Origin of the sequence: Shewanella zhuhaiensis (assembly GCF_022484835.1) — a bacterium.
In the GTDB taxonomy this organism is placed as follows: domain Bacteria; phylum Pseudomonadota; class Gammaproteobacteria; order Enterobacterales; family Shewanellaceae; genus Shewanella; species Shewanella khirikhana.
In genome coordinates this window covers 213,308-231,816 of record NZ_JAKUDL010000001.1, presented here as the reverse complement: position 1 = coordinate 231,816, position 18,509 = coordinate 213,308, and the positions used below count along the sequence as shown (strand labels likewise).

The window sequence follows — 18,509 nt, the reverse complement described above, 5'->3', positions numbered from 1 at the left end:
GACAGCAGATGTCCAATGATGCAGACCTGATGAATGAGCTTCACTGGCTGATCGATATGGTGCAAACCATAGAGGTCGGGCTGGTGGTGCTGGATAGAAATTACAATATCGCCCTGTGGAATGGTTTTATGGAAAACCACAGCGGCGTGTCACCCAATTCTATCAAGGGCAAAAACCTGTTTGACGAGTTTCCCGATCTGCCCGCCGGCTGGCTGAAAAAGAAAATGGAGTCGGTTTACCTTCTGAAAAACCGCGCCTTTATCAGTTGGGAACAGCGCCCTTACGTTTTTAAATTCAAAAACTATCGCCCCATTACCGGCCGCGCCGAGTTTATGTACCAGAACGTGACTCTGCTGCCGCTGGCGTCCCTCACCGGGCAAATCACCCATATCAGCATTATCGTGTACGACGTCACCGATGTGGCCGTGAATCGCTTGCAACTCAAGAGCGTCAACGAGCAACTGGAGCACCTGAGCCAAACCGATGGCCTGACCCAACTGAATAACCGCCGTCACTGGCAGATGTGCATGAACCGCGAATACGAACGCTTTAACCGCTATGGCGACCCTGTGAGCCTGGTGATGTTCGATATCGACCGCTTCAAGCAGGTAAACGACGAGCACGGCCATGTGGCTGGCGACAAGGTTATCCAGCACATTGCCCATCTGCTCAGTCAGTCATTGCGGGAAACTGACTGTGCTGGCCGTTATGGCGGTGAAGAGTTTGCGGTGGTGTTGGCGGGGACGTCCTGCGAAGAAGCGCTGCACTTCACCGAGCGTTTGCGGGAAAAGGTAGCCAACTCACCCATTCAGTTTGAAGGCAAAAAAATTCAGGTCACTATCAGTCTGGGCATTTGCGGCATGGGCGACTTTATCGAAAGCGCCTCCCAATGGGTGGCCAATGCCGATAGCGCCCTGTATCAGGCCAAACAGCAGGGCCGTAATTGCTCGGTAATTTATAGCGAATAACCCCTTACAGCCATGAAAAAAGCCCGTCTTTGGACGGGCTTTTTGCTGCCTAGCGCTGTTCACGCCTGGCTTTGGGGATGCGGCTCAGTGGCGCTCGATAGGGAAGCCGTCGTCGTCGAAGTCTTCTTCATCGTCTTCGTCGTCCAGCTCATCATCGTCACCCATAAAGTAGGTGCCCCAACCGTCGTAATCAACCTTTTGCTTCACCGCCAGATTCAGCAGCTGCTCACAGGCCTTATCAATCAGATCGGCATCCAGCTTGTGGTTGGCGATGGCATCGAAACAGAAGATCAGGCTGCCGTCTTCCAGCTCCAGCTCTTCGGCGTCAGTCACTTCAAAACCCAGTTTAAAGGCATCCACAGCGGCCTTTTCGAGACGATCGAAATTGGTGCTTGAGAAGTGGTGCTCAATTATATACTCGGCATGGGGATCGGAACCGTCGTCCAGCAGTGACTGAACAATATCGCGGGTCTCTTCCTGTTGGGCCTTCAGCAGGCGCTCGATAGACATGGGCTGACTCCAATAACAAACACAGTCGCCGACCCACCACGGGCGGCGCAGTTTGGGCGCAGTATAACAGAGATCCAAAAGAGCGTCAGTTGGCCAGACGCGCCTTCTTCATCAGGGCTTCGGCTTCGCGGTTAAGCTGCTCGAGTTTGGCCGACATGGCTGCGTGAATTCGCTCAGACAGCTCTTTGACATTGCTCTTGTCCAGCCCCTTGGTTTCAAAAGGCTCCATCACTTCGATGATCACCACACCATTGTTCCAGCGGTTAAGCTTGATATGGCATTGATTGGACGCCAACACAGGTACCATGGGCACGCCGGCGGCAATGGCAGTGTGGAAGGCACCGGCTTTGAACGGCAACAAGCCCCGGCCACGGGAGCGTGTCCCTTCGGGGAAAATCCACACCGACAAGCACTTCTCTTTGATCTTGCGGGCGGTGTTGGCCATGGTTTCAAAGGCACGGTTACGGTTCTTGCGATCGATAAGAATGTTGCCGGAGAGCCAATAGATCTGCCCAAACAGTGGCATCCAGGCAATGCTCTTCTTACCCAGGCTCACAGTGCCCTTGGGCACAGCGGCAGTATGGGTGAACATATCGAAGTTGTTCTGGTGGTTGGCCAGGTACACACAAGGCTCTTTGCGCTCGTCGCTGGGGCGGCGCACAATCACCTTGATCCCCAGTACAGGGGCCACGGCGGAAAACCACTTGGCGAACATATGTACATTGTCCCTGTGACGTGGACGCACGACACAGGCAACACTGCCCACCAGGAAGGCAACCAGCAACATAATGGCAAGCAGTAAGGATCTGACGATTAACAGCACGACATACTCCCGGTAAAAACTCCTGCGCAGTATAACGACACAGGCCCTGAGGAACAATCCTTTGTTTACACGTGTTCGCTGATTTTAACTATCAACTTATATATCAATAAATTAAGCCCACCTCTCGGTGGGCTTAATCAGGCTTTGACGACGCATTCTACCCTATTGACGTGCTTTGGCGGTAATTATCCGGAAGCTTGCCGCCGACAGTGCCAGGGTTGCCACTATCATGGCGCCGCTGGGCAAATCGAACATTGCCGACAGCACCAGACCGGTAAGATAGCCGCAAAGCCCCACGCCGTAAGCCCAGCCGAGTGCACGGGAGCCAGTGAGGCGATTAACCGCAAGGGCTGGCAAAATCAGGGTACTGAAGACCAGATACACACCCACCAGCTCTACCGACAGGGTGATCACCAGCGCAAACAGCAAGTAGAATGCCGGGCCATCAAGCAGGGTCGGACGCCCCATGATCAGCGCCAGCACAGCGGCAGAAACCAGTGCCGGCAGCCACAGTTGATCCCAGCTGACCCAGAGGATCTGTCCGGACATCAGCTGCTTAAGCAGCTCAGCGCCATGGGGATCGTTGGCCAGCAGCAACATGGCCGCCACCGCCGCCAGCACATACAGGCAGCCAATCATGGCCTCCAGCTCCCCGGCCATGCGCCGCGATAACCAGGCAATCAGCCCGGCCCCCGCCAGCGCAAACAGTGCCGGCATCCACAAACCGGAGAATGGCGCCTCTTCCAGCAGCGGATGCATATGGGACACAATCGCCCCCAGCGCCGCCACCTGAGCAATGGCCAGATCGATAAAGATGATGCCACGGCGCAGCACCTGCCTGCCCAGCACTACATGGGTGGACAGCACCAGAATACCGGCGCCAAGCGCCGGCAGCAGAATGTCCAGAAGATCCCAGTTCAACATAGGTCAGCTCACGTCTTTCAGCAGTTTGATGACACTGTCGTAGAGGCTGAAGAGATCCTGACTCTCATCATTGCCCCCCACAGACATGGGCAACACCACCACCGGCAGAGTGGCTTTTTCGGCCAACCAGTTGGCACCGCGGGTGTCCTGATACGATGCCACCACAATGGCCATCACATCGCCCTGACGTGACCGTTCAAGCAAACTCGCCAGATGGCCGCTGGAAGGCGGCAACCCCGGCTTGGGCTCGAGATCGGCTACCTGCTCTACCCCCAGCCAGTCAAACAGGTAACGGAAGCTGGTGTGATAGGCAATCACCTTACGTCCCGCCAGCACCTTGGCATCGGCTTCCCAGCGTGGGATAGCAGCCTGCCAGCGGTCGCTGAACTGGCTCAGTGCCGCCTGATAATCGGCGGCGTGCTCAGGGTCAATTTGCTGCAGGCGGGCACTTACAGCCTGGGCTACAGTCAGCAGCCGCGATGGCGAGAAATGCAGGTGCGGGTTGCCCTTGGCATGCACATCGCCCATGGAGCGGTCGACCTTGGCGAGCTTGTCCAGTGTCTCGATGGCTTCGGCAGCGTAGAACATGCCCTCGCTGCCATCACGCACGGCGCTGTTGGCCGACTTCATTTGCAACATTGGCAGCCAGCCCACTTCCAGGTCGGCCCCGGCACAGATAGCCAGATCTGCCTGGCGCATCTTGGCAATCAGGCTCGGGCGAGCCTGTACCTGATGCGGGTCCTGCAGCGCCGTGGTGGCTGAGTAGATGCTGGCCCCGGGGGCCAGCTCCTTCGCCAAGGCCGCATACTCAGGTTCGCAGGCAAAAATATTCACCTCGGCCAGCGCAGCAGCGCTGTGACCGAGCAGTAATGCGGCCAGTGCCGCTGAAATTTTAGAATTGATGCGCACCGTGGGCCCCCAAAGTCATCACGTATTGCAAAGTAAACAGGTTGTCATCGCTCAAACCGTCGAAGTTGGTGCCCTTCTGACGGGTGTACTGCAGGCGAACAGTTGAGAAATGGCTGTGATGCCAGTTAAGGCTGAACTCGGTTTCTTTGAGTTTCTGGGCATCGAAGTGGTCGTCATGGGCCAGCTGGGTATCCAGCTCACCGTAACGCAAACCGGCCGACCAGTTGGGATTAAACTGATACACACCGCTTAAGTACCAGCCCTGATGGTAGTCCTTGCCATGGCTGTGGTCGTGATCGTCCTCTTCGGCATGATCTTCATCGTGCAGCTCAAGTGCCTTGAAATCATTGACGCGGAAGAACTCGCCGCTCAGGGTCAGGTGCTGATATTTGTAGTTACCGTTTGGCGCCCACTTGTAGACCACATCGGCCACGTAGGTTTTCTCACCTGTGTAGGCGGCGCTGTGGCTGTGACCATGGTCGTGGCCCTCATCCGCATGGGCTTCTTCGCCTTCTTCATGGGGAGTGAGACGGCCATTACGGTTGTTCATCATTGCCAGACCCAGCTGCCAGGAGCTGTTGTCGCCGATGTCGCCACCGATTTTGGTAAAGGCGTTATAGACACCCACGGTATCGAACTCACGCTCACCGTGCTCATCTTCGGCGCGCATGCTGTCGCCCTTCAGGGCTTCAAAACCCAGGGTCCAGTAAAGGTCGGTTGGGGCCACCCAGCTGATGCGCACACCGTCATCGAAATAATGGCCACCGAGGAAGGCGCGATAGGCCGCAGGGCGGTCGGCAAAGGCATCGGTGTGCAGGTGCTGGTTGTTCAGATAACCGATGTCAGACAGGAAGCGACCGGCACGAACCGAGAACCCGGCAGGCATGGCCAGGGTTTGGATAAAGGCTTCTTCGAGCTCGAGTTCAGTCTCACCGTCGTGGGCCTCAATCACTGTGGTCACCTTGCCGTAGAAGAGGTCATCGATATTGGCGCTGATGGCAAGCTCGCTCTCCCCCAGACCAAATCCTTCTTCGCGGCCACCCAGGGCGCGATCACCGCTTTGATAATAGCCATCCAACACGGCGCTGATGGCCGGGTTGGTCAGGGTCGGCGACTCGGCAGCGGCGGTGGCAGAAATCAGGGCAGTAGCCAGCAAAGAAAAACGAAAGGTGTTCATAAATTCTCCAAAAATACAGCAAACGCCCGGCAGCAAGCTGCTACCGGGTAAACAAGTCAAAAAATGCGTTAAATGTGTTGTATTTAAGGAGCGGCAGGAGGGCCACGGGCCTGGGGCGAGGGAGAGTCAGCCGTGACAGCAAACACAGGTTCGCTGACAGGCAGTTCACGCACAACCCCGGCAGGCACGGCCACAGAGGCAGTGCCGGGAAGCAGTTTGTTCAGCTGGTGCTGATGGAAGCAGAGGGTACAGTGACTGTTGGCACCCTCATCGAGGTGCGACACGCTGTGGGCCGAGGACACAAACGACAGCACTGCCAGTACGGCGGCAAGCCATACAGCAATCAGTCGGTTGGGTTTGTATCCTGAAAAGCGCACGCAGCGGTTCCCCTCGAAATTTAAGCCGCTCAAGTTTACGGCAGGGTTTACACACTGGCAACCACTGCGATAACCCAATGGTTACAGAATATTTTCCGCATACCATGCGGGTTTGGCGGGGTTAATCTTGCCTTAAGCCGCCAGAGTTACCATGGTGTATAAGTGAGCAGATGGTCTGCTCGCTGTGTCAGGAGAAGCTTGAGATGAGCCAGTTCTTCAAAGAAAACGTCAAACTTATTCTGGTGGCCGTGTTGGTGGTTGGCGGCATTCTGGGTGGGATCTGGTGGGTAGAAGCCTCACTCGCCGCACAGGAAACCGTGCTCTAACGGTATTTCTGCCGCTCGTGGCTTTTGTCTTCCACTTCAGGCGCTTCAATCACAACCAGCTGATCCATCAGGTGTGATACCAACAGCAGCGTCAGGCAAAAGCCCGCGGCCAACATCGCCAGCCCCCGCCAGGGGGCATGCAGCCAGGCAGTCAGCACTGCCGCCACGCCCAAATAAAACCCCAGCAACTTGAGTTTGGCCAGCAATGGGCTGCGCCCAAGCCAGGCATCACAGTGGGGACACTGGATCTGGGCTTCAAACCCCTTGCCACGTTGCGCCTTCACGGCGGTCGCTTTGAAGTTGGAATGACAGTGGCTGCAAATCATGGGGAGTCCTCGGTTATTGAGGCGCGAATTCTACCAAAGATACGCCCGGATGGGATCACACTTGTGAGGCCGCAATTGTACGGCAGCGGTTTCTGTCGCTATGATGCATGCATCTTTTGGCAACAGGATGTTGAAAATGCATCGATTCATTCCCGTTTTGCTGCTGGGGGCAAGTGTACTGTCTGCCCCGGCCTTCGCCGTCAGCGATGACTTCAAAGACAGGGTCACCAGCCTGGAAACCAGTATCAGCCAGGATCTGGATGCCCTCGGCCGCGCCAAGGGCGAGTTGGTGGCCATCACCGAATTTCGTATCGGCGAGAAAACCCGCGAGCTGCAACAGATGCTGGGCAATGCCCTGGAAGAACCCAACGCCGACAGTCAGTATCTGCTCGCGCTGGTGGAGCATCAGCTGGCCTATGTACAGAAATCCCAAAGCTATCTGAAGTCAGATATCGCCAGGCTGCAGGCGAGTCTGGGCACAGACAATGACGCCCCGACGCTGGTCACCCTGTCCAATCGCGAGCGTCAACGGGATGAAAGCTACAAGACCGAGCTTAAGCTGCTGGACTGGGGTGCTAAGCTTGGCATGGAAACAGATGTACGCCGCGCCGAACTCAAGGCGTCGCTTGGTAACCGTGCAGATCGCCTCGCCAGTCTGGTGAATTACACCCAGGAGCAACTGCAAGCGGCGGTGGAAGATGCCCGCGCGGCCGGCAAAGACGTGACCGCCGAGCAAACCGCCAAGGTGAGCGAACTCAAGGCCCGATTGGAGCAAAACAGCCAGAGCTTATCCACCGCTATCGGCTTGCTCGATGAGCTTGGCACCGACACCGCCAACCTGAAACAAACCCTGTTCAAGGTCTCCGGCGACATCACCCAGGATGTACTCGACATCGATGTGGTGGGCAGCCTGCTCAGCCAGTGGCTGGGCGCCGCCGAGGCCCAAACCGTCGAAAACGGCCCCAAGGTGATGTTCAAGGTGTTTGTGTTCCTGCTGATCCTCTTTGGCGCCAGCCTGGTAGCCAAACTGGTAAAACGCCTGGTGAAGAAAGCCGTCAGTAACTCCAAACTCAAGTTCAGCAAGCTGCTGCAGGACTTCTTTATCTCGCTGTCGGTTAAGGGCGTGTACACCCTCGGGGTGCTGATTGCCCTGTCGCAGCTGGGCTTTGAGCTTGGCCCGCTGCTGGCTGGTTTCGGTATTGCCGGTGTGATTATCGGTTTTGCGCTGCAGGACACACTGTCGAACTTCGCGTCCGGCATGATGATCCTTATCTACCGCCCCTATGATGTGGGCGATCTTATCAGTGCCGCCGGAGTAACCGGCCGTGTCAGCCATATGAGCCTGGTGTCTACCACCATCAAGACCTTGGATAATCAGCGGCTTATCATCCCCAACAACAAGATTTGGGGCGATACCATCAACAATATCACCGCCGAGCGCCATCGCCGGGTGGATATGACCTTTGGCATCAGCTATGCCGACAATGTCGACCACGCCGAAACAATACTGACCGAGATAGTCAAAGCCCATCCAAAGGTGCTCAAGGATCCGGATGTGACAGTAAAACTGCACCTGCTTGGCGAGTCCTCGGTGGACTTTGTGGTACGCCCCTGGGTGAAACCGGACGACTATTGGGAAGTGTACTGGGACATTACCAAGGCGGTGAAACAGCGCTTCGATGCCGAAGGCATCACCATTCCGTTCCCGCAGCGGGATGTGCATTTCTTCCGTGGCTAACCCCTAGTTCTGCCACGGCTGCCATGCCGTTACAGCAAAAAGGCACCCCGGGGTGCCTTTTTATTTTGCCGGGTTAACTGCGGTGACTAGCCAAGGCCGATGATGTCGCCGCGCTCATCCACGTCAATATTGAGGTAACCGGGTTTAAGCCCAAGGCCGGGCATGGTCATCACCTTGCCGGTGAGCACTGTGATAAAACCGGCTCCGGCACTGAGCCTGAGCCCTGCCACCGGCAGCTCAAAGCCGCTGGGCGCGCCTTTCAGAGCCGGATCGTGACTGATGGACAGCGGCGTTTTGGCAATGCACAGGGGTAATTTGGACAACCCCAGAGATTCAATCAGCGCCAAATCGGCGCGGGCTGTGTCTGACAGGCTGACACCCGAGGCGCCGTAGCGTTCGGCAAGGGTCATCAGCCGGGCACCAAAGTCCATCTCATCATCGTAAAGCCGCTGGAAGCTGGATGGGCTGTCGCAGGCTCTGGCCACCACAGTCGCAAGGGCTTTGGCGCCCCCGGCGCCGTGGCTGAAGGCATCACTGATTTCACAGCCAAAGGCCCCTTCTGCCATGCAACGCTGCTTAAGCCACTCAAGCTCGGCCATGGCATCGTCAGGAAAGCGGTTAATGGCCACCACCAGCGGCAGGCCGTAACCCATCACGTTGCTCATATGCCATTGAAGATTGGCAAAGCCTGCTTCGAGCCTGCTTTGCTCATCCCCTTCCACCCCGGAATTGGCCTTGAGCGCCCGCAAGGTCACCACCAGCACGGCCGCCGCAGGGGCGATATTGGAGGCGCGGGTCTTGATATTACAGAACTTTTCAAAGCCCATGTCCGAGCCAAAGCCGCCTTCTGTGACCACAAAGTCGTGGTGCGCCAGCGCCACCCGGTCGGCAATAATCGATGAGTTGCCGTGGGCAATATTGGCAAAGGGCCCTGCGTGGATAAGGCAGGGCGCGCCGCTCAGGGTTTGCATCAGCGTAGGTTCAATGGCATCGCGCATAATGGCTGTCATGGCGCCAGCCACCCCCAAATCTTCTGCGGTGATCGGCAGACCGGATTTGCTCATCGCCAGGATCACCCTGCCGATGCGGCTGCGCATATCGGCAATGTTTTCACACAGAGCAAGAATCGCCATCAGTTCAGATGCAGCTGTAATATCAAAGCCACTGTCATGCACAGGGCCATTGTTGTCGCCAAAGGCCACCTGAATGTGGCGCAGCGCGCGGTCGTTATGATCAACCACCCGGCGCCACAGGATGTTTTCGGGGTCAATATCCAGCGGTTTAAGGCCGGTCTTGGCAGCAAAAGCCTCGGCGCCAAGGCGGGACTCATGGAACAGCCTGGAATCGATAGCGGCAGCTGCCAGGTTATGGGCACTGGTCACCGCATGTATGTCGCCTGTCATATGCAGGTTCATCACTTCCATGGGCACCACCTGGGCAAAACCACCGCCGGCAGCGCCCCCCTTAACCCCAAACACCGGGCCAAGGCTTGGCTGGCGGATGCAGGCGCAGGCCTTGTGGCCCAGCAGATGCAGCCCCTGGGTCAGGCCTATGGTGGTCACGGTTTTACCTTCCCCGTGGGGAGTGGGAGTCACGGCAGTGACTATGACCAGTTTTCCTCTGGCCGGGGCGCGGGCGGCGTCGAGACTGATTTTGGCCATGGAATGACCGGCCTCGCGCCACAGCTGCCTGCCAAGGCCGAAATCATCGGCAATCCAACCTATAGGGCGTATTTTGGCCTGTCTTGATATTTCCATATCTGTCAACATAGTGAGATCTCGCTGTAGAGTATTATTTGCCCCTGTTAGGCGGGTCTTGTGACACAAACCTACGGCAAAAGCCGGGACTCAGGAAGCTCAACAATTCACTAATTCACCTTTCCTGAATCCAAATCAATTTCAGCGCAGTTTTTAGGAACCAGCATGAGCAACACCTCTTTTACCCTCTCGGAATTTATCGGCGGATTCTGGCGCTTGGCCGACTGGCAACTGAGCCTGAATGAACGGCGCCAATTGGTTGAAACCTATCTGGAACATGGCGTCAGTGCCATGGACCATGCCGATATTTACGGCGGCTACCAGTGCGAGCAACTGTTCGGCGAGGTACTTAAACAAGCGCCCCATTTGCGGGAAAAGATGACCCTGATCAGCAAGTGCGGCATCAAGCCCGCCATCATGGGCGATGCCAGCCGCTATGTGAATCACTATGACACCGGCCGGGATCACATAATCCACAGCGCCGAACGCTCTTTGGCCAATCTGGCGACGGATCATCTGGATCTGCTGCTGATCCACAGGCCCGATCCGCTGATGGATGCCGATGAAGTGGCTGACGCCTTCAGCACCCTCAGGCAGTCCGGCAAGGTGCGCCATTTTGGCGTGTCCAACTTTACCCCGGCGCAGTTTTCGCTGCTGCAATCGCGGCTGGATTTTGCCTTGGTAACCAATCAGGTGGAGCTGTCGCCTGTGGCTATGTCAGTGATCCACGATGGCACCCTGGATCAATGTCAGCAGCTCAAGATCCGCCCCATGGCCTGGTCCTGTTTGGGCGGCGGCGCGCTGATGACGGGTTCGGACGAGCGGGCCGTACGCCTGCGCTCGGTGCTGGAGCAGATAAAAGAGCAAACCGGCGCCGCCGACATCAGCCAGGTAATTTATGCCTGGGTAAGGATGCACCCAAGCAAACCCCATCCGATTATCGGCAGTGGGAACAAAGAACGGATTCTATCGGCGCTGGCCTCAGAGAAGGTCAAACTGGACCGCCAGCAATGGTTTAGTATCTGGCAGGCGTCCACCGGCCACAGCGTGCCTTGAGCGGCAAAAGTCGTTTGAAATGCCATAAAAAAAGGCCGCTGCTGCGGCCTTTTCATTTATAGGAACTGTGGCAAATCAATCGTGAAATGTCACTTCGCCACTCAGATGAGGGCGACGCCCTTTCTGGTCGCGAAGCTCAAAACGCCAACCGGCATCCACCGCCTCAACACCAAAGGTCACCTCTGCCGGCATAAACAGCGGCAGCTTGAAGGCCACGTCCAGCGTGCAGGGACGGTTGCCAATCTGTTCCATCAGCTCCGCCACGCAGCGGGCCTTGGACCACATGCCATGGGCCAGCACCCGATCGAATCCAAAGCGCTTGGACAAAGAAGGATGCAGGTGGATCAGGTTGTAATCCCCTGATGCACGGGCATATCGCCAGCCAAGCTTGTCGTCCAGCGCCCAGGTTTTCACATCTTCCCAGGCCATTTCGCTGCCCTTTGGCGGACGGGCACGGCGACCAGCAGACTCGATGCGATACAGATAAATGGAGTGCGCTTCCCACACCAGTTCATCACCCACCCAGGCCTTGGACACCAGCTCGAACTCCAGCCCGGCGTCGGTTTGCTCGCTGCCGGTGAGGGCACATTCGAGTCGCACCTTTTCCTGAGTGCTGACCTGACGGTACTGGCTGATGCGGTTTTTCAGGTGGATCATCCCCAGCAAAGGGAAGGTAATGGCGTCATGGGTGAAGATCACCGCATGCAGGCGAAACGCCAAAATGTAGAGGAAAGTCGGAGGTAAGGTACTGCCATCAAAGCGAAAACCACACACCTCAGCATAACGGGCCACCACGGCCGCATCGAGCGCAACCTCAGACACACTGACCCGGATTTCCGGCAGCGGCTTTTGATCCCAGCCGGGCTTACGGCCAAGAAATATCTTGCGATACAGCGAAAATAGCGATGGCATCGCCTTTAATGTCACCTGGTGTCCCATGGTGCAAGCTTCCCCCACATGAAAAGAGCGGGAATTATACTCTCATTCCCGCCAATGTGTACCCTCGCCTGAATCCACAGCCTATCCACATGAAATTTATGAAATAAATATTTAAACCCTGTTTGATTTTATTGCTCTAAAAGACATTCACCGGCCCATATCCCCAAAATGCCAAAGCTGTGCCACACTATCCGCCGTTAATTCACTGCGGATGAGCGCAATTGCAAGATAAGAACTTCGACTCCCTGGCGGGCAAATTTGCCAAGAATATCTATGGCACTCTGAAAGGCGATATTCGCTCGGCGGTACTGTGGCGGGATCTGCAGGAACAGCTGCCTCGCCTCGGCCAAGGCAAACTGCGGATTTTGGATGCCGGCGGCGGTTTTGGCTTTTTCAGCCAACGGCTGGCGGCGCTGGGCCACAGCGTGGTGCTGTGTGACATCTCTGCCGAAATGCTTGCCGAAGCCAGGCGTCAGATAGCCCAGAGTTCCGATGCTCTGGATATCGAGTGTATTCATGCGCCCATTCAGGAGCTGGATGCCGACGCCCTGGGGCAGTTCGATCTTATCCTGTGCCATGCGGTGGTGGAGTGGCTTGCCGATGCCAAAGGCACCATGACCGGCCTTTTGCAGATGCTGCGGCCCGGCGGCTTGTTTTCACTGATGTTTTACAACAAGGATGCCATGTGTTTTCACGCTCTGGTGGCGGGTAACTTTGGCTATGTGGCGTCGGGATTCAAGGCCAAGCGGGTGCGGCTGAGCCCCAATTTTCCGCTGACAGTGAACGAGGTTGAAAGCTGGTGCCGGGAATGGCAGTTTGAGGTGCATTGCCGCTCCGGAGTCAGGGTGATCCACGACTACCTTAAGAAAGGCAGCCTTTCCACCGAATACTCCGATGCCGGACTGATAGAGATGGAGCTGAAATACTCCCGGGAAGCGGCATTTCTGCCGCTGGGACGTTACGTGCATTTTGTGTGTCAAAAGCCAACAGCCTAAAACAGCTCCACGCTGCCCGGCTCCGGTGCATCGGCATGCTGGGTAACGTCTTTGAGGTAGGCCTCTTCTTCTTTCTCGATTTGCGCCATGCCGGTCATCTCCAGGCGCTTTAACTTTACCCGGCCGCTCTGGGGATGAAACAGCACCTTGCGCGGCCAGGGGCCACCGAGATCTTCCGAGATCACCGGGATCCCTTCCATCGCCAGATACTCGCGCACAAAGTCGATATTTGACTGCCCCACATTGAGTACTGAAATTCGCCCCAGACTGGCGCCACCAAAAATTTTCGCCTGCAGCCGACTCTTGAGACCACCCACCGCCAGAATACCGTTGATTAGCTGCTCCATCGCCCAGTTGCCATAGCGGCAGGAGTAGCTGGTCAGCTGGTGCCAATCTTCATGGAGGGTTTTTTCCGGCAACAGAAAGTGGTTCAGCCCGCCTATGCCCATCAAAGGATCCCAGATACAGGCGGCAACGCAGGAGCCGAGGCGTGTGTAGACATATTCATCCTGACAGGTAAGGTAAAACTCCCCCGGGTCGACACGGGCAACCTGAGATTGCTGCTCGTTGTCCCAATATCTGGGGATTTTTTCAAAACCGGGGTAGACCAATTGTGGGGATTGCAATGCCATGGCGCCTCCGTTGCTACCTTAACAGTATAGACAACGAAAAGACGCCATACGGTATTGGCAGGAATTTGCCTACCTAATTAGTAAAAAGTGCCCCCGCCCGCCTGAATCAATAACCTGAACAGATTAGTGGCGGAAATGCGCCCGGCATCAGAACTTGCAAACTGCACCATTCGCACCGCAGTGGCCGAGGGCGCTGTGAATGACTAAATCACGCTGCGCCAGAATCGAAGTCAGGCTCTGCTCGCCCACCAGGTGCCCGGCGCCCACCACTACCATCAGGGTATCCGGGGTGTCCGGCTGTGCCAGCATGGTCATCAGGGTGTCGGCCATGCGCTGGTTTCTGTCCCACAGCAAGGTTTTGAGCAAGGTGAGGTCTTCTCCTTCTTCCATGGACTCACGCATCAACTGCGCCAGCGAGTCTATATCGCCGCTGCGCCAGCTTTGTACCAGATCGCGGATATCCGAGTCTTTGGCTTCAATCGCCTCCCGTACCATGGCCCATTGATGTTCGGGCTGCAGTGATGCCATCAGGTTGAACTGGTACTCCATGCCCTCGAGCTCAAGAATGCGTTTACTGCCTCTGGCGCGCTCAAGCAGGGTGACATCCACCCCCGATTCCGGGCTGAAACCCATGGCAGCAAATTGCACCATGGTAATTTGCGATGCCTGCAGCCAGGGGGCGAATGCCGACAAGGACGCACACACCTGCTGCCTTGGTGCGCAGTATCCAGCCAATGCCGCCGCGGTTTGCGTATCCGGCTTGCCACTTGCCATGCCGTATTTGGCCAGCAGCGTTTGAATGTCGCCACTTGCAGCGCCAACATCCGCTTCGACCACCAATGCATCGGCCCGGTTAAAGGCCTGCTCCACCGCCTTGGGCAAAGGATAGAAGTCGTGGCTGCCCACATGAATAGAACCCAGCAGGTACACGGTTTTGCCCTTATGGCTGAATTCGTAAAACGGCGGTTTGTCCTGCTCTGCGGCCTTTGCCGCCCCCATCCACGCCAATCCGGCCAACGCTATGGCGGCCAATCGCCATGACCATGAACTTGTTGCCATCTCCCTTGCCTCTTATAATCCCGAAAAAATTGATTGGAAGCTGTTATGCCATACACCAAGGTCCTTGAGCAACTGACCGAAAACCTGCAACTGGCTTACCGCCAGGCCATCGACGCAGACACACGCCTGGATGAGCTGCAAAAGGCTGGCCACGGCAAGTTCAGTTATATCTTCACCGCCGATGAAGGGTTCAGCACCCGCAGTAACCGCTTCGGCCCCTATGTGCAGGAGCTGGGGACAGACTTCAGCCGTCTGCGTGAAGCCGAAGTGACGACGGCGGCACTGGAAACCGTGGTGCGCAAACTCGGCGTATTGCTACAAACCCTGCAGGCGTTCAAACAGCAAGGCAAGTAAGTTTCATACTTTTGTCATACCGCTGCCATAGACTGCGGGCATCCAAGCACCTGAGTTGCCTCCATGCCCGCTATCGACCTTCAGGCAGAACTGACAAAAATCATTGAAAAGCAAAGCATCGAAGCCTTGTTCCAACCGATATTCAATATCTCGGTGGGTAAGGTTCATGGCTTTGAGGCTCTGTCCCGCGGCCCGGCCCACAGCCCTCTTTTTGCCCCTGTGCCCCTGTTTAAAACAGCTGAGCACGAAGGTCGGCTGAGCGAACTGGAAACCCTGTGCAGGCAAATCGCCGCCTGCCGTTTTGCCGAGCGCAAATTGCCGGGCAAGCTGTTTATCAATATTTCCCCCAAGGCACTGCTGGATCCGGATCATCCCCGGGGCAAGACGCTCGCCATGTTGCAACAGCTGGGGATCCCGCCTTCTCAGGTCGTCATTGAGTTATCGGAGCAGCACCCCGCCGACGATATTGACCTGCTCAAAGCCTGCCTGCTGCATTACCGCAACCAGGGCTTTTTAACCGCCATAGACGATTTGGGCGCGGGCTACTCCGGGCTCAGGCTCTGGTCAGAACTGGCGCCAGACTATGTAAAAATCGACCGCCACTTTATCCATGACATAGATAAACATCCGGTAAAACAGGAGTTTGTTCGCTCTATTGTTGAGCTTTGCCAAAGCCTGACCTGTAAGGTCATTGCCGAAGGCATAGAAACCGAAGCCGAACTTCAGGTACTCAGGCAACTCGGCATTACCTACTGTCAGGGGTTTCTGCTGGGGCTGCCGGCCCTGCAGCCTCAGCGGCAATTGCCGGAGTCGCTGGTAAGCGGCAGCGCCGTTATCAGTGTCAGCCCCAGATACGGAGAGTCAGCCGAAAGCCTGGCCTGCAGTGCGGTAACTGTAGGGCCAGAAACCAAATTAAGGCATATCAGCGACCGTTTTTGCAGCCAACCGGCATTGCAGGCAGTGGTGGTAGCTAATGGCGATACGCCCCTTGGGCTTATCAGTCGCACCGCCCTGCTGGAACTCTTCTCAACCCCTTACGGCCGCGCCCTGCACGAAAACCATCTGGTAACCGAAGTGATGGACAGCGCCGTGCCTTTGGTGGAAGCCTGCGAGCCACTGAGTTCAGTCAGCCAGCGTCTCACAGCCGATCCTGAGCAGCAAATGGCGCAGCACTTTATTATTTCCAGGCAGGGAAAGTTCATTGGGGTGGGCCACACCAAGGACTTGCTGTCGCGCATTACCGAGCATCGGATTAAAGTGGCGCGCCACGCCAATCCGCTGTCCGGGCTGCCGGGGAATGTGCCTATTCAGGAAGAATTGCAGCGTCTCAGACAACACGCGCGCCCCTTTTATCTGGTGTATTTTGACCTGTGCCACTTCAAGCCTTACAACGATATTTACGGGTTTTGTCGGGGCGATGAAGTGATTTGCGAGGTAGCCGGGTTGCTGGGGCAGCACCAGGACAGCGACTGCTTTGTTGGTCATATCGGCGGCGATGATTTTGTGATGATTTCCACCGAAGATCCCCACAACCGGGTGATGTCGGTGATTGCGGCCTTTGAGCAAACCCGGGAAAGCTTTTACCACCAGCAGCACTGGCAGGCGCAGGCAATTGAAGCCGAAGACCGCCAGGGCAACAGCTGCCTGCATCCTCTGGTATCGCTGTGCGCCGGAATACTCTCGCCCAAGCACACCTATCATGCCACCGAACATGAATTGTCAGAGCTCAGTGCCCGGGCAAAAAAACAGGCAAAACTCACCAAAGGTGGGTTTTGCCTGCTGGATACCCTGCCGCCTAAGTTGCGACAGGCTTAAGCTTTATTACAGCTTGGGAGCCACTTGCTTGTCGAACCACTGGGACAAGAGACGGGACTCATGCATAAACGGCTTATCGTTTACCGGACGAATGTCGTTCATAAAGTTCAGGTTGGTGAGCTTCTCGTCACCGGCAATCACCACCTGCTCGCCGTCAAGCACCTGATAGGTAAAGGTCATACGTGGCGGATAGATTTCTTTCACTATGCGCAGATCGTTGGCAGTGGCGCCAAAGGTGGGGCGCATATCACCGGCCAGATCCACATCGGTCACCACCAGTTCCAGTTTCTGGTTAGGTTTAAGCGACTTGGACGCCTCTTTATTGAGTTCCTTGGTCAGGGTCTCAAACATGCGATTCTCATAGCGTGACTGCAGCTCACCGCTGGATTTGATATCGCGAAACTTTTTCGGCTCCTGCCAGGTGATTTTCACCGCGCCGTCTTCGGTCACCGGGTTCGGGGTGGCCTCGTCGGCCGCCATCGCAGAACCTGCGATAAAGAGACCGGCAATCAGAATCATCTTGGATTTCATAAAGCCTCCTTGGGCCTGTACACTTTTCACTCGTATCAACTCTAGCTAAACAAAGCTGAACCAATACTTAATACAAAACCGGCGTCGATACAATGTACCGATTATAAGTTTTTGTTTATCCATTAGTTTAGACAGAGTAGTCGCAAAAGGTTCCGGTATCAATTTGTATCAGGCAAACCCCACTTCCGACCGACTGCCGGGGCAGGTGGACACGGATTGCAGCGCCGCCACGTTCGGCCGTCAGTTGCTGCCACTGATTGGCTTGAGCTGATATAACTACCTGAAATGCAAAGCCTGATATCGGGATCTTGCCAGCGATGTTGGCAGCCAGGGAGCACGCTGCCGCAGCGCGGCACCGGGGCCCCAAGCAGGGAAAAACCCCAAAATCGGGCAAAATTCTGTTCAGCGGCGGTTCAACCCCGGCCGCTACCATGGCCGGGTCTTGTCTACTTTGAGGGTAACACCATGACCAAGCCATCCACTGCCACCCTGATGTCTGCGCTGGCCCTGACAGGTCTGCTCAGCATCAGCAGCCTTGCCAATGCACAAGCCGCTGTCAAGCCAGAAACCAGTGCCCAGCGGGCCGCTGTCGCACGTCATTTTTCGCTGTTGGAACAGACACAAACCCAAGTGGAACAGAGCTACAGCGATAAGATGTTCAATCAAATGAACGAGCAACTGAAGCAGCAGGAGTCGGCACTGGTTGCCCGGCTTTGCACCGAGCACGGCCGTCAGTACGACGACGCCACCAGCACCTGCACTGAATAATCAGAAAGGAAACAGCTGACACAGGGCCGGGTAATTGGCCTTAAGATCCTTCGGGCGGGTACTGAACTGCTTGCCCGCGGGGTTGACGCTGCCAGAGGGCACGAAGGGCAGCTCTTCCTGAGTTCTGTCCTCAAATATCTGCCCGGCAATCAGATCGTAATCTTCAATAAAGGGATAAGCGTAGCCATCCACTGTCGGCCAGCCAGGCAATCCAGCCAGGGCATCCGGGTTCGCCACAATACGCTCAAACCATTCCTGACCAAGGGAAATCAAAAAGCTGCGAAACTCGGCAAAGCCGTAGTCGCTGTCACATCCGGTCACCACGTAGGCGGCGCCCCACAGCGGCCAGGTATAGGCCTGACGCATCTTCTGCCCAAACCATTTATCGAAGGCTTTCAGCTGGTCATTGTCCATCGGCTCCAGCGCCAGTTTCAGCCGCTCACACAGGCTTTCCTGAGATTCATCGGCGCTTTGGCGGGTTACCAACTGCCAAAATTGGTTTTCGGTCATACAGGGTCTCCTTTT

The 18,509-nt window shown here is 56.2% G+C and carries 21 protein-coding genes; 8 read left to right on the top strand and 13 right to left on the bottom strand.

Annotated features, from left to right (window positions below):
- The first annotated feature begins 8 nt into the window (after window positions 1-8).
- Window positions 9-968, top strand: a complete 960-nt coding sequence (locus tag MJ923_RS01005) for a sensor domain-containing diguanylate cyclase (RefSeq protein ID WP_240589520.1) — start codon at window positions 9-11, stop codon at window positions 966-968.
- A gap of 84 nt (window positions 969-1,052) precedes the next feature.
- On the opposite strand, the gene rraB is transcribed toward MJ923_RS01005, so the two are convergent.
- The 6 genes from rraB to MJ923_RS00975 form a co-directional block, all read right to left on the bottom strand.
- On the bottom strand, window positions 1,053-1,478 hold the full coding sequence (rraB, locus tag MJ923_RS01000) for a ribonuclease E inhibitor RraB (RefSeq protein WP_126165677.1): 426 nt from the start codon (window positions 1,476-1,478) through the stop codon (window positions 1,053-1,055).
- An 85-nt stretch (window positions 1,479-1,563) separates the two neighbouring features.
- Window positions 1,564-2,301, bottom strand: a complete 738-nt coding sequence (locus tag MJ923_RS00995; protein ID WP_240589519.1) for a 1-acylglycerol-3-phosphate O-acyltransferase — start codon at window positions 2,299-2,301, stop codon at window positions 1,564-1,566.
- A 162-nt stretch (window positions 2,302-2,463) separates the two neighbouring features.
- Complete coding sequence (locus MJ923_RS00990; protein WP_240589518.1) at window positions 2,464-3,225, bottom strand: metal ABC transporter permease; 762 nt, start codon at window positions 3,223-3,225, stop codon at window positions 2,464-2,466.
- Window positions 3,226-3,228: 3 nt separating this feature from the next.
- A complete protein-coding gene (locus MJ923_RS00985; protein WP_240589517.1) occupies window positions 3,229-4,134 on the bottom strand; it encodes a metal ABC transporter solute-binding protein, Zn/Mn family in 906 nt (301 codons plus the stop codon).
- Complete coding sequence (locus tag MJ923_RS00980) at window positions 4,118-5,311, bottom strand: hypothetical protein (protein WP_240589516.1); 1,194 nt, start codon at window positions 5,309-5,311, stop codon at window positions 4,118-4,120. Before MJ923_RS00980 ends, MJ923_RS00985 begins: the two co-directional genes overlap by 17 nt.
- Window positions 5,312-5,394: 83 nt before the next feature.
- Window positions 5,395-5,688 carry an ABC-type zinc uptake system zinc chaperone gene (locus tag MJ923_RS00975; protein ID WP_237158691.1) on the bottom strand — a complete coding sequence of 98 codons (294 nt, stop codon included), beginning with the start codon at window positions 5,686-5,688 and terminating at the stop codon, window positions 5,395-5,397.
- Between the two features lie 203 nt (window positions 5,689-5,891).
- On the opposite strand from MJ923_RS00975, the gene MJ923_RS20755 reads away from it, so the two are divergent.
- On the top strand, window positions 5,892-6,014 hold the full coding sequence (locus MJ923_RS20755) for a hypothetical protein (RefSeq protein WP_257791721.1): 123 nt from the start codon (window positions 5,892-5,894) through the stop codon (window positions 6,012-6,014).
- Here MJ923_RS20755 and MJ923_RS00970 read toward each other — a convergent pair.
- Window positions 6,011-6,340, bottom strand: coding sequence for a hypothetical protein (locus tag MJ923_RS00970; protein WP_126165672.1), 330 nt, complete (start codon window positions 6,338-6,340; stop codon window positions 6,011-6,013). The genes MJ923_RS20755 and MJ923_RS00970 overlap by 4 nt on opposite strands.
- 136 nt (window positions 6,341-6,476) lie before the next feature.
- Between MJ923_RS00970 and MJ923_RS00965 the strand changes: the two genes are divergently transcribed.
- Window positions 6,477-8,078 carry a mechanosensitive ion channel family protein gene (locus MJ923_RS00965; protein ID WP_240589515.1) on the top strand — a complete coding sequence of 534 codons (1,602 nt, stop codon included), beginning with the start codon at window positions 6,477-6,479 and terminating at the stop codon, window positions 8,076-8,078.
- An 86-nt stretch (window positions 8,079-8,164) separates the two neighbouring features.
- Here the strand turns inward: MJ923_RS00965 and MJ923_RS00960 are convergent, their stop codons facing one another.
- Entirely contained in the window at window positions 8,165-9,847 is a 1,683-nt protein-coding gene (locus MJ923_RS00960; RefSeq protein WP_240589514.1) for a formate--tetrahydrofolate ligase, read from the bottom strand.
- 153 nt (window positions 9,848-10,000) lie between these two features.
- On the opposite strand from MJ923_RS00960, the gene MJ923_RS00955 reads away from it, so the two are divergent.
- Window positions 10,001-10,891 (top strand): aldo/keto reductase, encoded by an 891-nt coding sequence (locus tag MJ923_RS00955; protein ID WP_240589513.1) that lies wholly within the window; start codon window positions 10,001-10,003, stop codon window positions 10,889-10,891.
- Between the two features lie 75 nt (window positions 10,892-10,966).
- Here the strand turns inward: MJ923_RS00955 and MJ923_RS00950 are convergent, their stop codons facing one another.
- Window positions 10,967-11,803: a MaoC family dehydratase gene (locus MJ923_RS00950; RefSeq protein ID WP_240590220.1), complete on the bottom strand. Its 837-nt coding sequence runs from the start codon at window positions 11,801-11,803 to the stop codon at window positions 10,967-10,969.
- 248 nt (window positions 11,804-12,051) lie between these two features.
- On the opposite strand from MJ923_RS00950, the gene MJ923_RS00945 reads away from it, so the two are divergent.
- A complete protein-coding gene (locus MJ923_RS00945; protein ID WP_240589512.1) occupies window positions 12,052-12,825 on the top strand; it encodes a methyltransferase domain-containing protein in 774 nt (257 codons plus the stop codon).
- Here the strand turns inward: MJ923_RS00945 and MJ923_RS00940 are convergent.
- Together MJ923_RS00940 and MJ923_RS00935 are read right to left on the bottom strand one after the other, a co-directional pair.
- Complete coding sequence (locus MJ923_RS00940; protein ID WP_126165668.1) at window positions 12,822-13,457, bottom strand: chemoreceptor glutamine deamidase CheD; 636 nt, start codon at window positions 13,455-13,457, stop codon at window positions 12,822-12,824. The genes MJ923_RS00945 and MJ923_RS00940 overlap by 4 nt on opposite strands.
- A 147-nt stretch (window positions 13,458-13,604) precedes the next feature.
- Complete coding sequence (locus MJ923_RS00935; RefSeq protein WP_240589511.1) at window positions 13,605-14,516, bottom strand: TraB/GumN family protein; 912 nt, start codon at window positions 14,514-14,516, stop codon at window positions 13,605-13,607.
- Window positions 14,517-14,561: 45 nt separating this feature from the next.
- Here MJ923_RS00935 and MJ923_RS00930 point away from each other — a divergent pair, with 45 nt between their 5' ends.
- Window positions 14,562-14,870: a prephenate dehydrogenase gene (locus MJ923_RS00930; protein ID WP_240589510.1), complete on the top strand. Its 309-nt coding sequence runs from the start codon at window positions 14,562-14,564 to the stop codon at window positions 14,868-14,870.
- A 63-nt stretch (window positions 14,871-14,933) separates the two neighbouring features.
- Window positions 14,934-16,685 carry a bifunctional diguanylate cyclase/phosphodiesterase gene (locus tag MJ923_RS00925; protein ID WP_240589509.1) on the top strand — a complete coding sequence of 584 codons (1,752 nt, stop codon included), beginning with the start codon at window positions 14,934-14,936 and terminating at the stop codon, window positions 16,683-16,685.
- A 6-nt stretch (window positions 16,686-16,691) separates the two neighbouring features.
- On the opposite strand, the gene MJ923_RS00920 is transcribed toward MJ923_RS00925, so the two are convergent.
- A complete protein-coding gene (locus tag MJ923_RS00920; protein WP_240589508.1) occupies window positions 16,692-17,216 on the bottom strand; it encodes a DUF3016 domain-containing protein in 525 nt (174 codons plus the stop codon).
- A gap of 465 nt (window positions 17,217-17,681) precedes the next feature.
- Between MJ923_RS00920 and MJ923_RS00915 the strand changes: the two genes are divergently transcribed.
- Window positions 17,682-17,984 (top strand): hypothetical protein, encoded by a 303-nt coding sequence (locus tag MJ923_RS00915; RefSeq protein ID WP_240589507.1) that lies wholly within the window; start codon window positions 17,682-17,684, stop codon window positions 17,982-17,984.
- On the opposite strand, the gene MJ923_RS00910 is transcribed toward MJ923_RS00915, so the two are convergent.
- Window positions 17,985-18,494: a DUF4240 domain-containing protein gene (locus MJ923_RS00910; protein WP_240589506.1), complete on the bottom strand. Its 510-nt coding sequence runs from the start codon at window positions 18,492-18,494 to the stop codon at window positions 17,985-17,987. It abuts the gene before it with no gap.
- Window positions 18,495-18,509: the final 15 nt, after the last annotated feature.

Coding starts and splice junctions, on each gene's coding strand:
- MJ923_RS00960 (WP_240589514.1), bottom strand. CDS start 9,847: ATGTTGACAGATATGGAAATATCAAGACAGGCCAAAATACGCCCTATA.
- MJ923_RS01005 (WP_240589520.1), top strand. CDS start 9: ATGTCCAATGATGCAGACCTGATGAATGAGCTTCACTGGCTGATCGAT.
- MJ923_RS00920 (WP_240589508.1), bottom strand. CDS start 17,216: ATGAAATCCAAGATGATTCTGATTGCCGGTCTCTTTATCGCAGGTTCT.
- MJ923_RS00940 (WP_126165668.1), bottom strand. CDS start 13,457: ATGGCATTGCAATCCCCACAATTGGTCTACCCCGGTTTTGAAAAAATC.
- MJ923_RS20755 (WP_257791721.1), top strand. CDS start 5,892: ATGAGCCAGTTCTTCAAAGAAAACGTCAAACTTATTCTGGTGGCCGTG.
- MJ923_RS00965 (WP_240589515.1), top strand. CDS start 6,477: ATGCATCGATTCATTCCCGTTTTGCTGCTGGGGGCAAGTGTACTGTCT.
- MJ923_RS00915 (WP_240589507.1), top strand. CDS start 17,682: ATGACCAAGCCATCCACTGCCACCCTGATGTCTGCGCTGGCCCTGACA.
- MJ923_RS00990 (WP_240589518.1), bottom strand. CDS start 3,225: ATGTTGAACTGGGATCTTCTGGACATTCTGCTGCCGGCGCTTGGCGCC.
- rraB (WP_126165677.1), bottom strand. CDS start 1,478: ATGTCTATCGAGCGCCTGCTGAAGGCCCAACAGGAAGAGACCCGCGAT.
- MJ923_RS00980 (WP_240589516.1), bottom strand. CDS start 5,311: ATGAACACCTTTCGTTTTTCTTTGCTGGCTACTGCCCTGATTTCTGCC.
- MJ923_RS00970 (WP_126165672.1), bottom strand. CDS start 6,340: ATGATTTGCAGCCACTGTCATTCCAACTTCAAAGCGACCGCCGTGAAG.
- MJ923_RS00925 (WP_240589509.1), top strand. CDS start 14,934: ATGCCCGCTATCGACCTTCAGGCAGAACTGACAAAAATCATTGAAAAG.
- MJ923_RS00950 (WP_240590220.1), bottom strand. CDS start 11,803: ATGCCATCGCTATTTTCGCTGTATCGCAAGATATTTCTTGGCCGTAAG.
- MJ923_RS00935 (WP_240589511.1), bottom strand. CDS start 14,516: ATGGCAACAAGTTCATGGTCATGGCGATTGGCCGCCATAGCGTTGGCC.
- MJ923_RS00910 (WP_240589506.1), bottom strand. CDS start 18,494: ATGACCGAAAACCAATTTTGGCAGTTGGTAACCCGCCAAAGCGCCGAT.
- MJ923_RS00955 (WP_240589513.1), top strand. CDS start 10,001: ATGAGCAACACCTCTTTTACCCTCTCGGAATTTATCGGCGGATTCTGG.
- MJ923_RS00930 (WP_240589510.1), top strand. CDS start 14,562: ATGCCATACACCAAGGTCCTTGAGCAACTGACCGAAAACCTGCAACTG.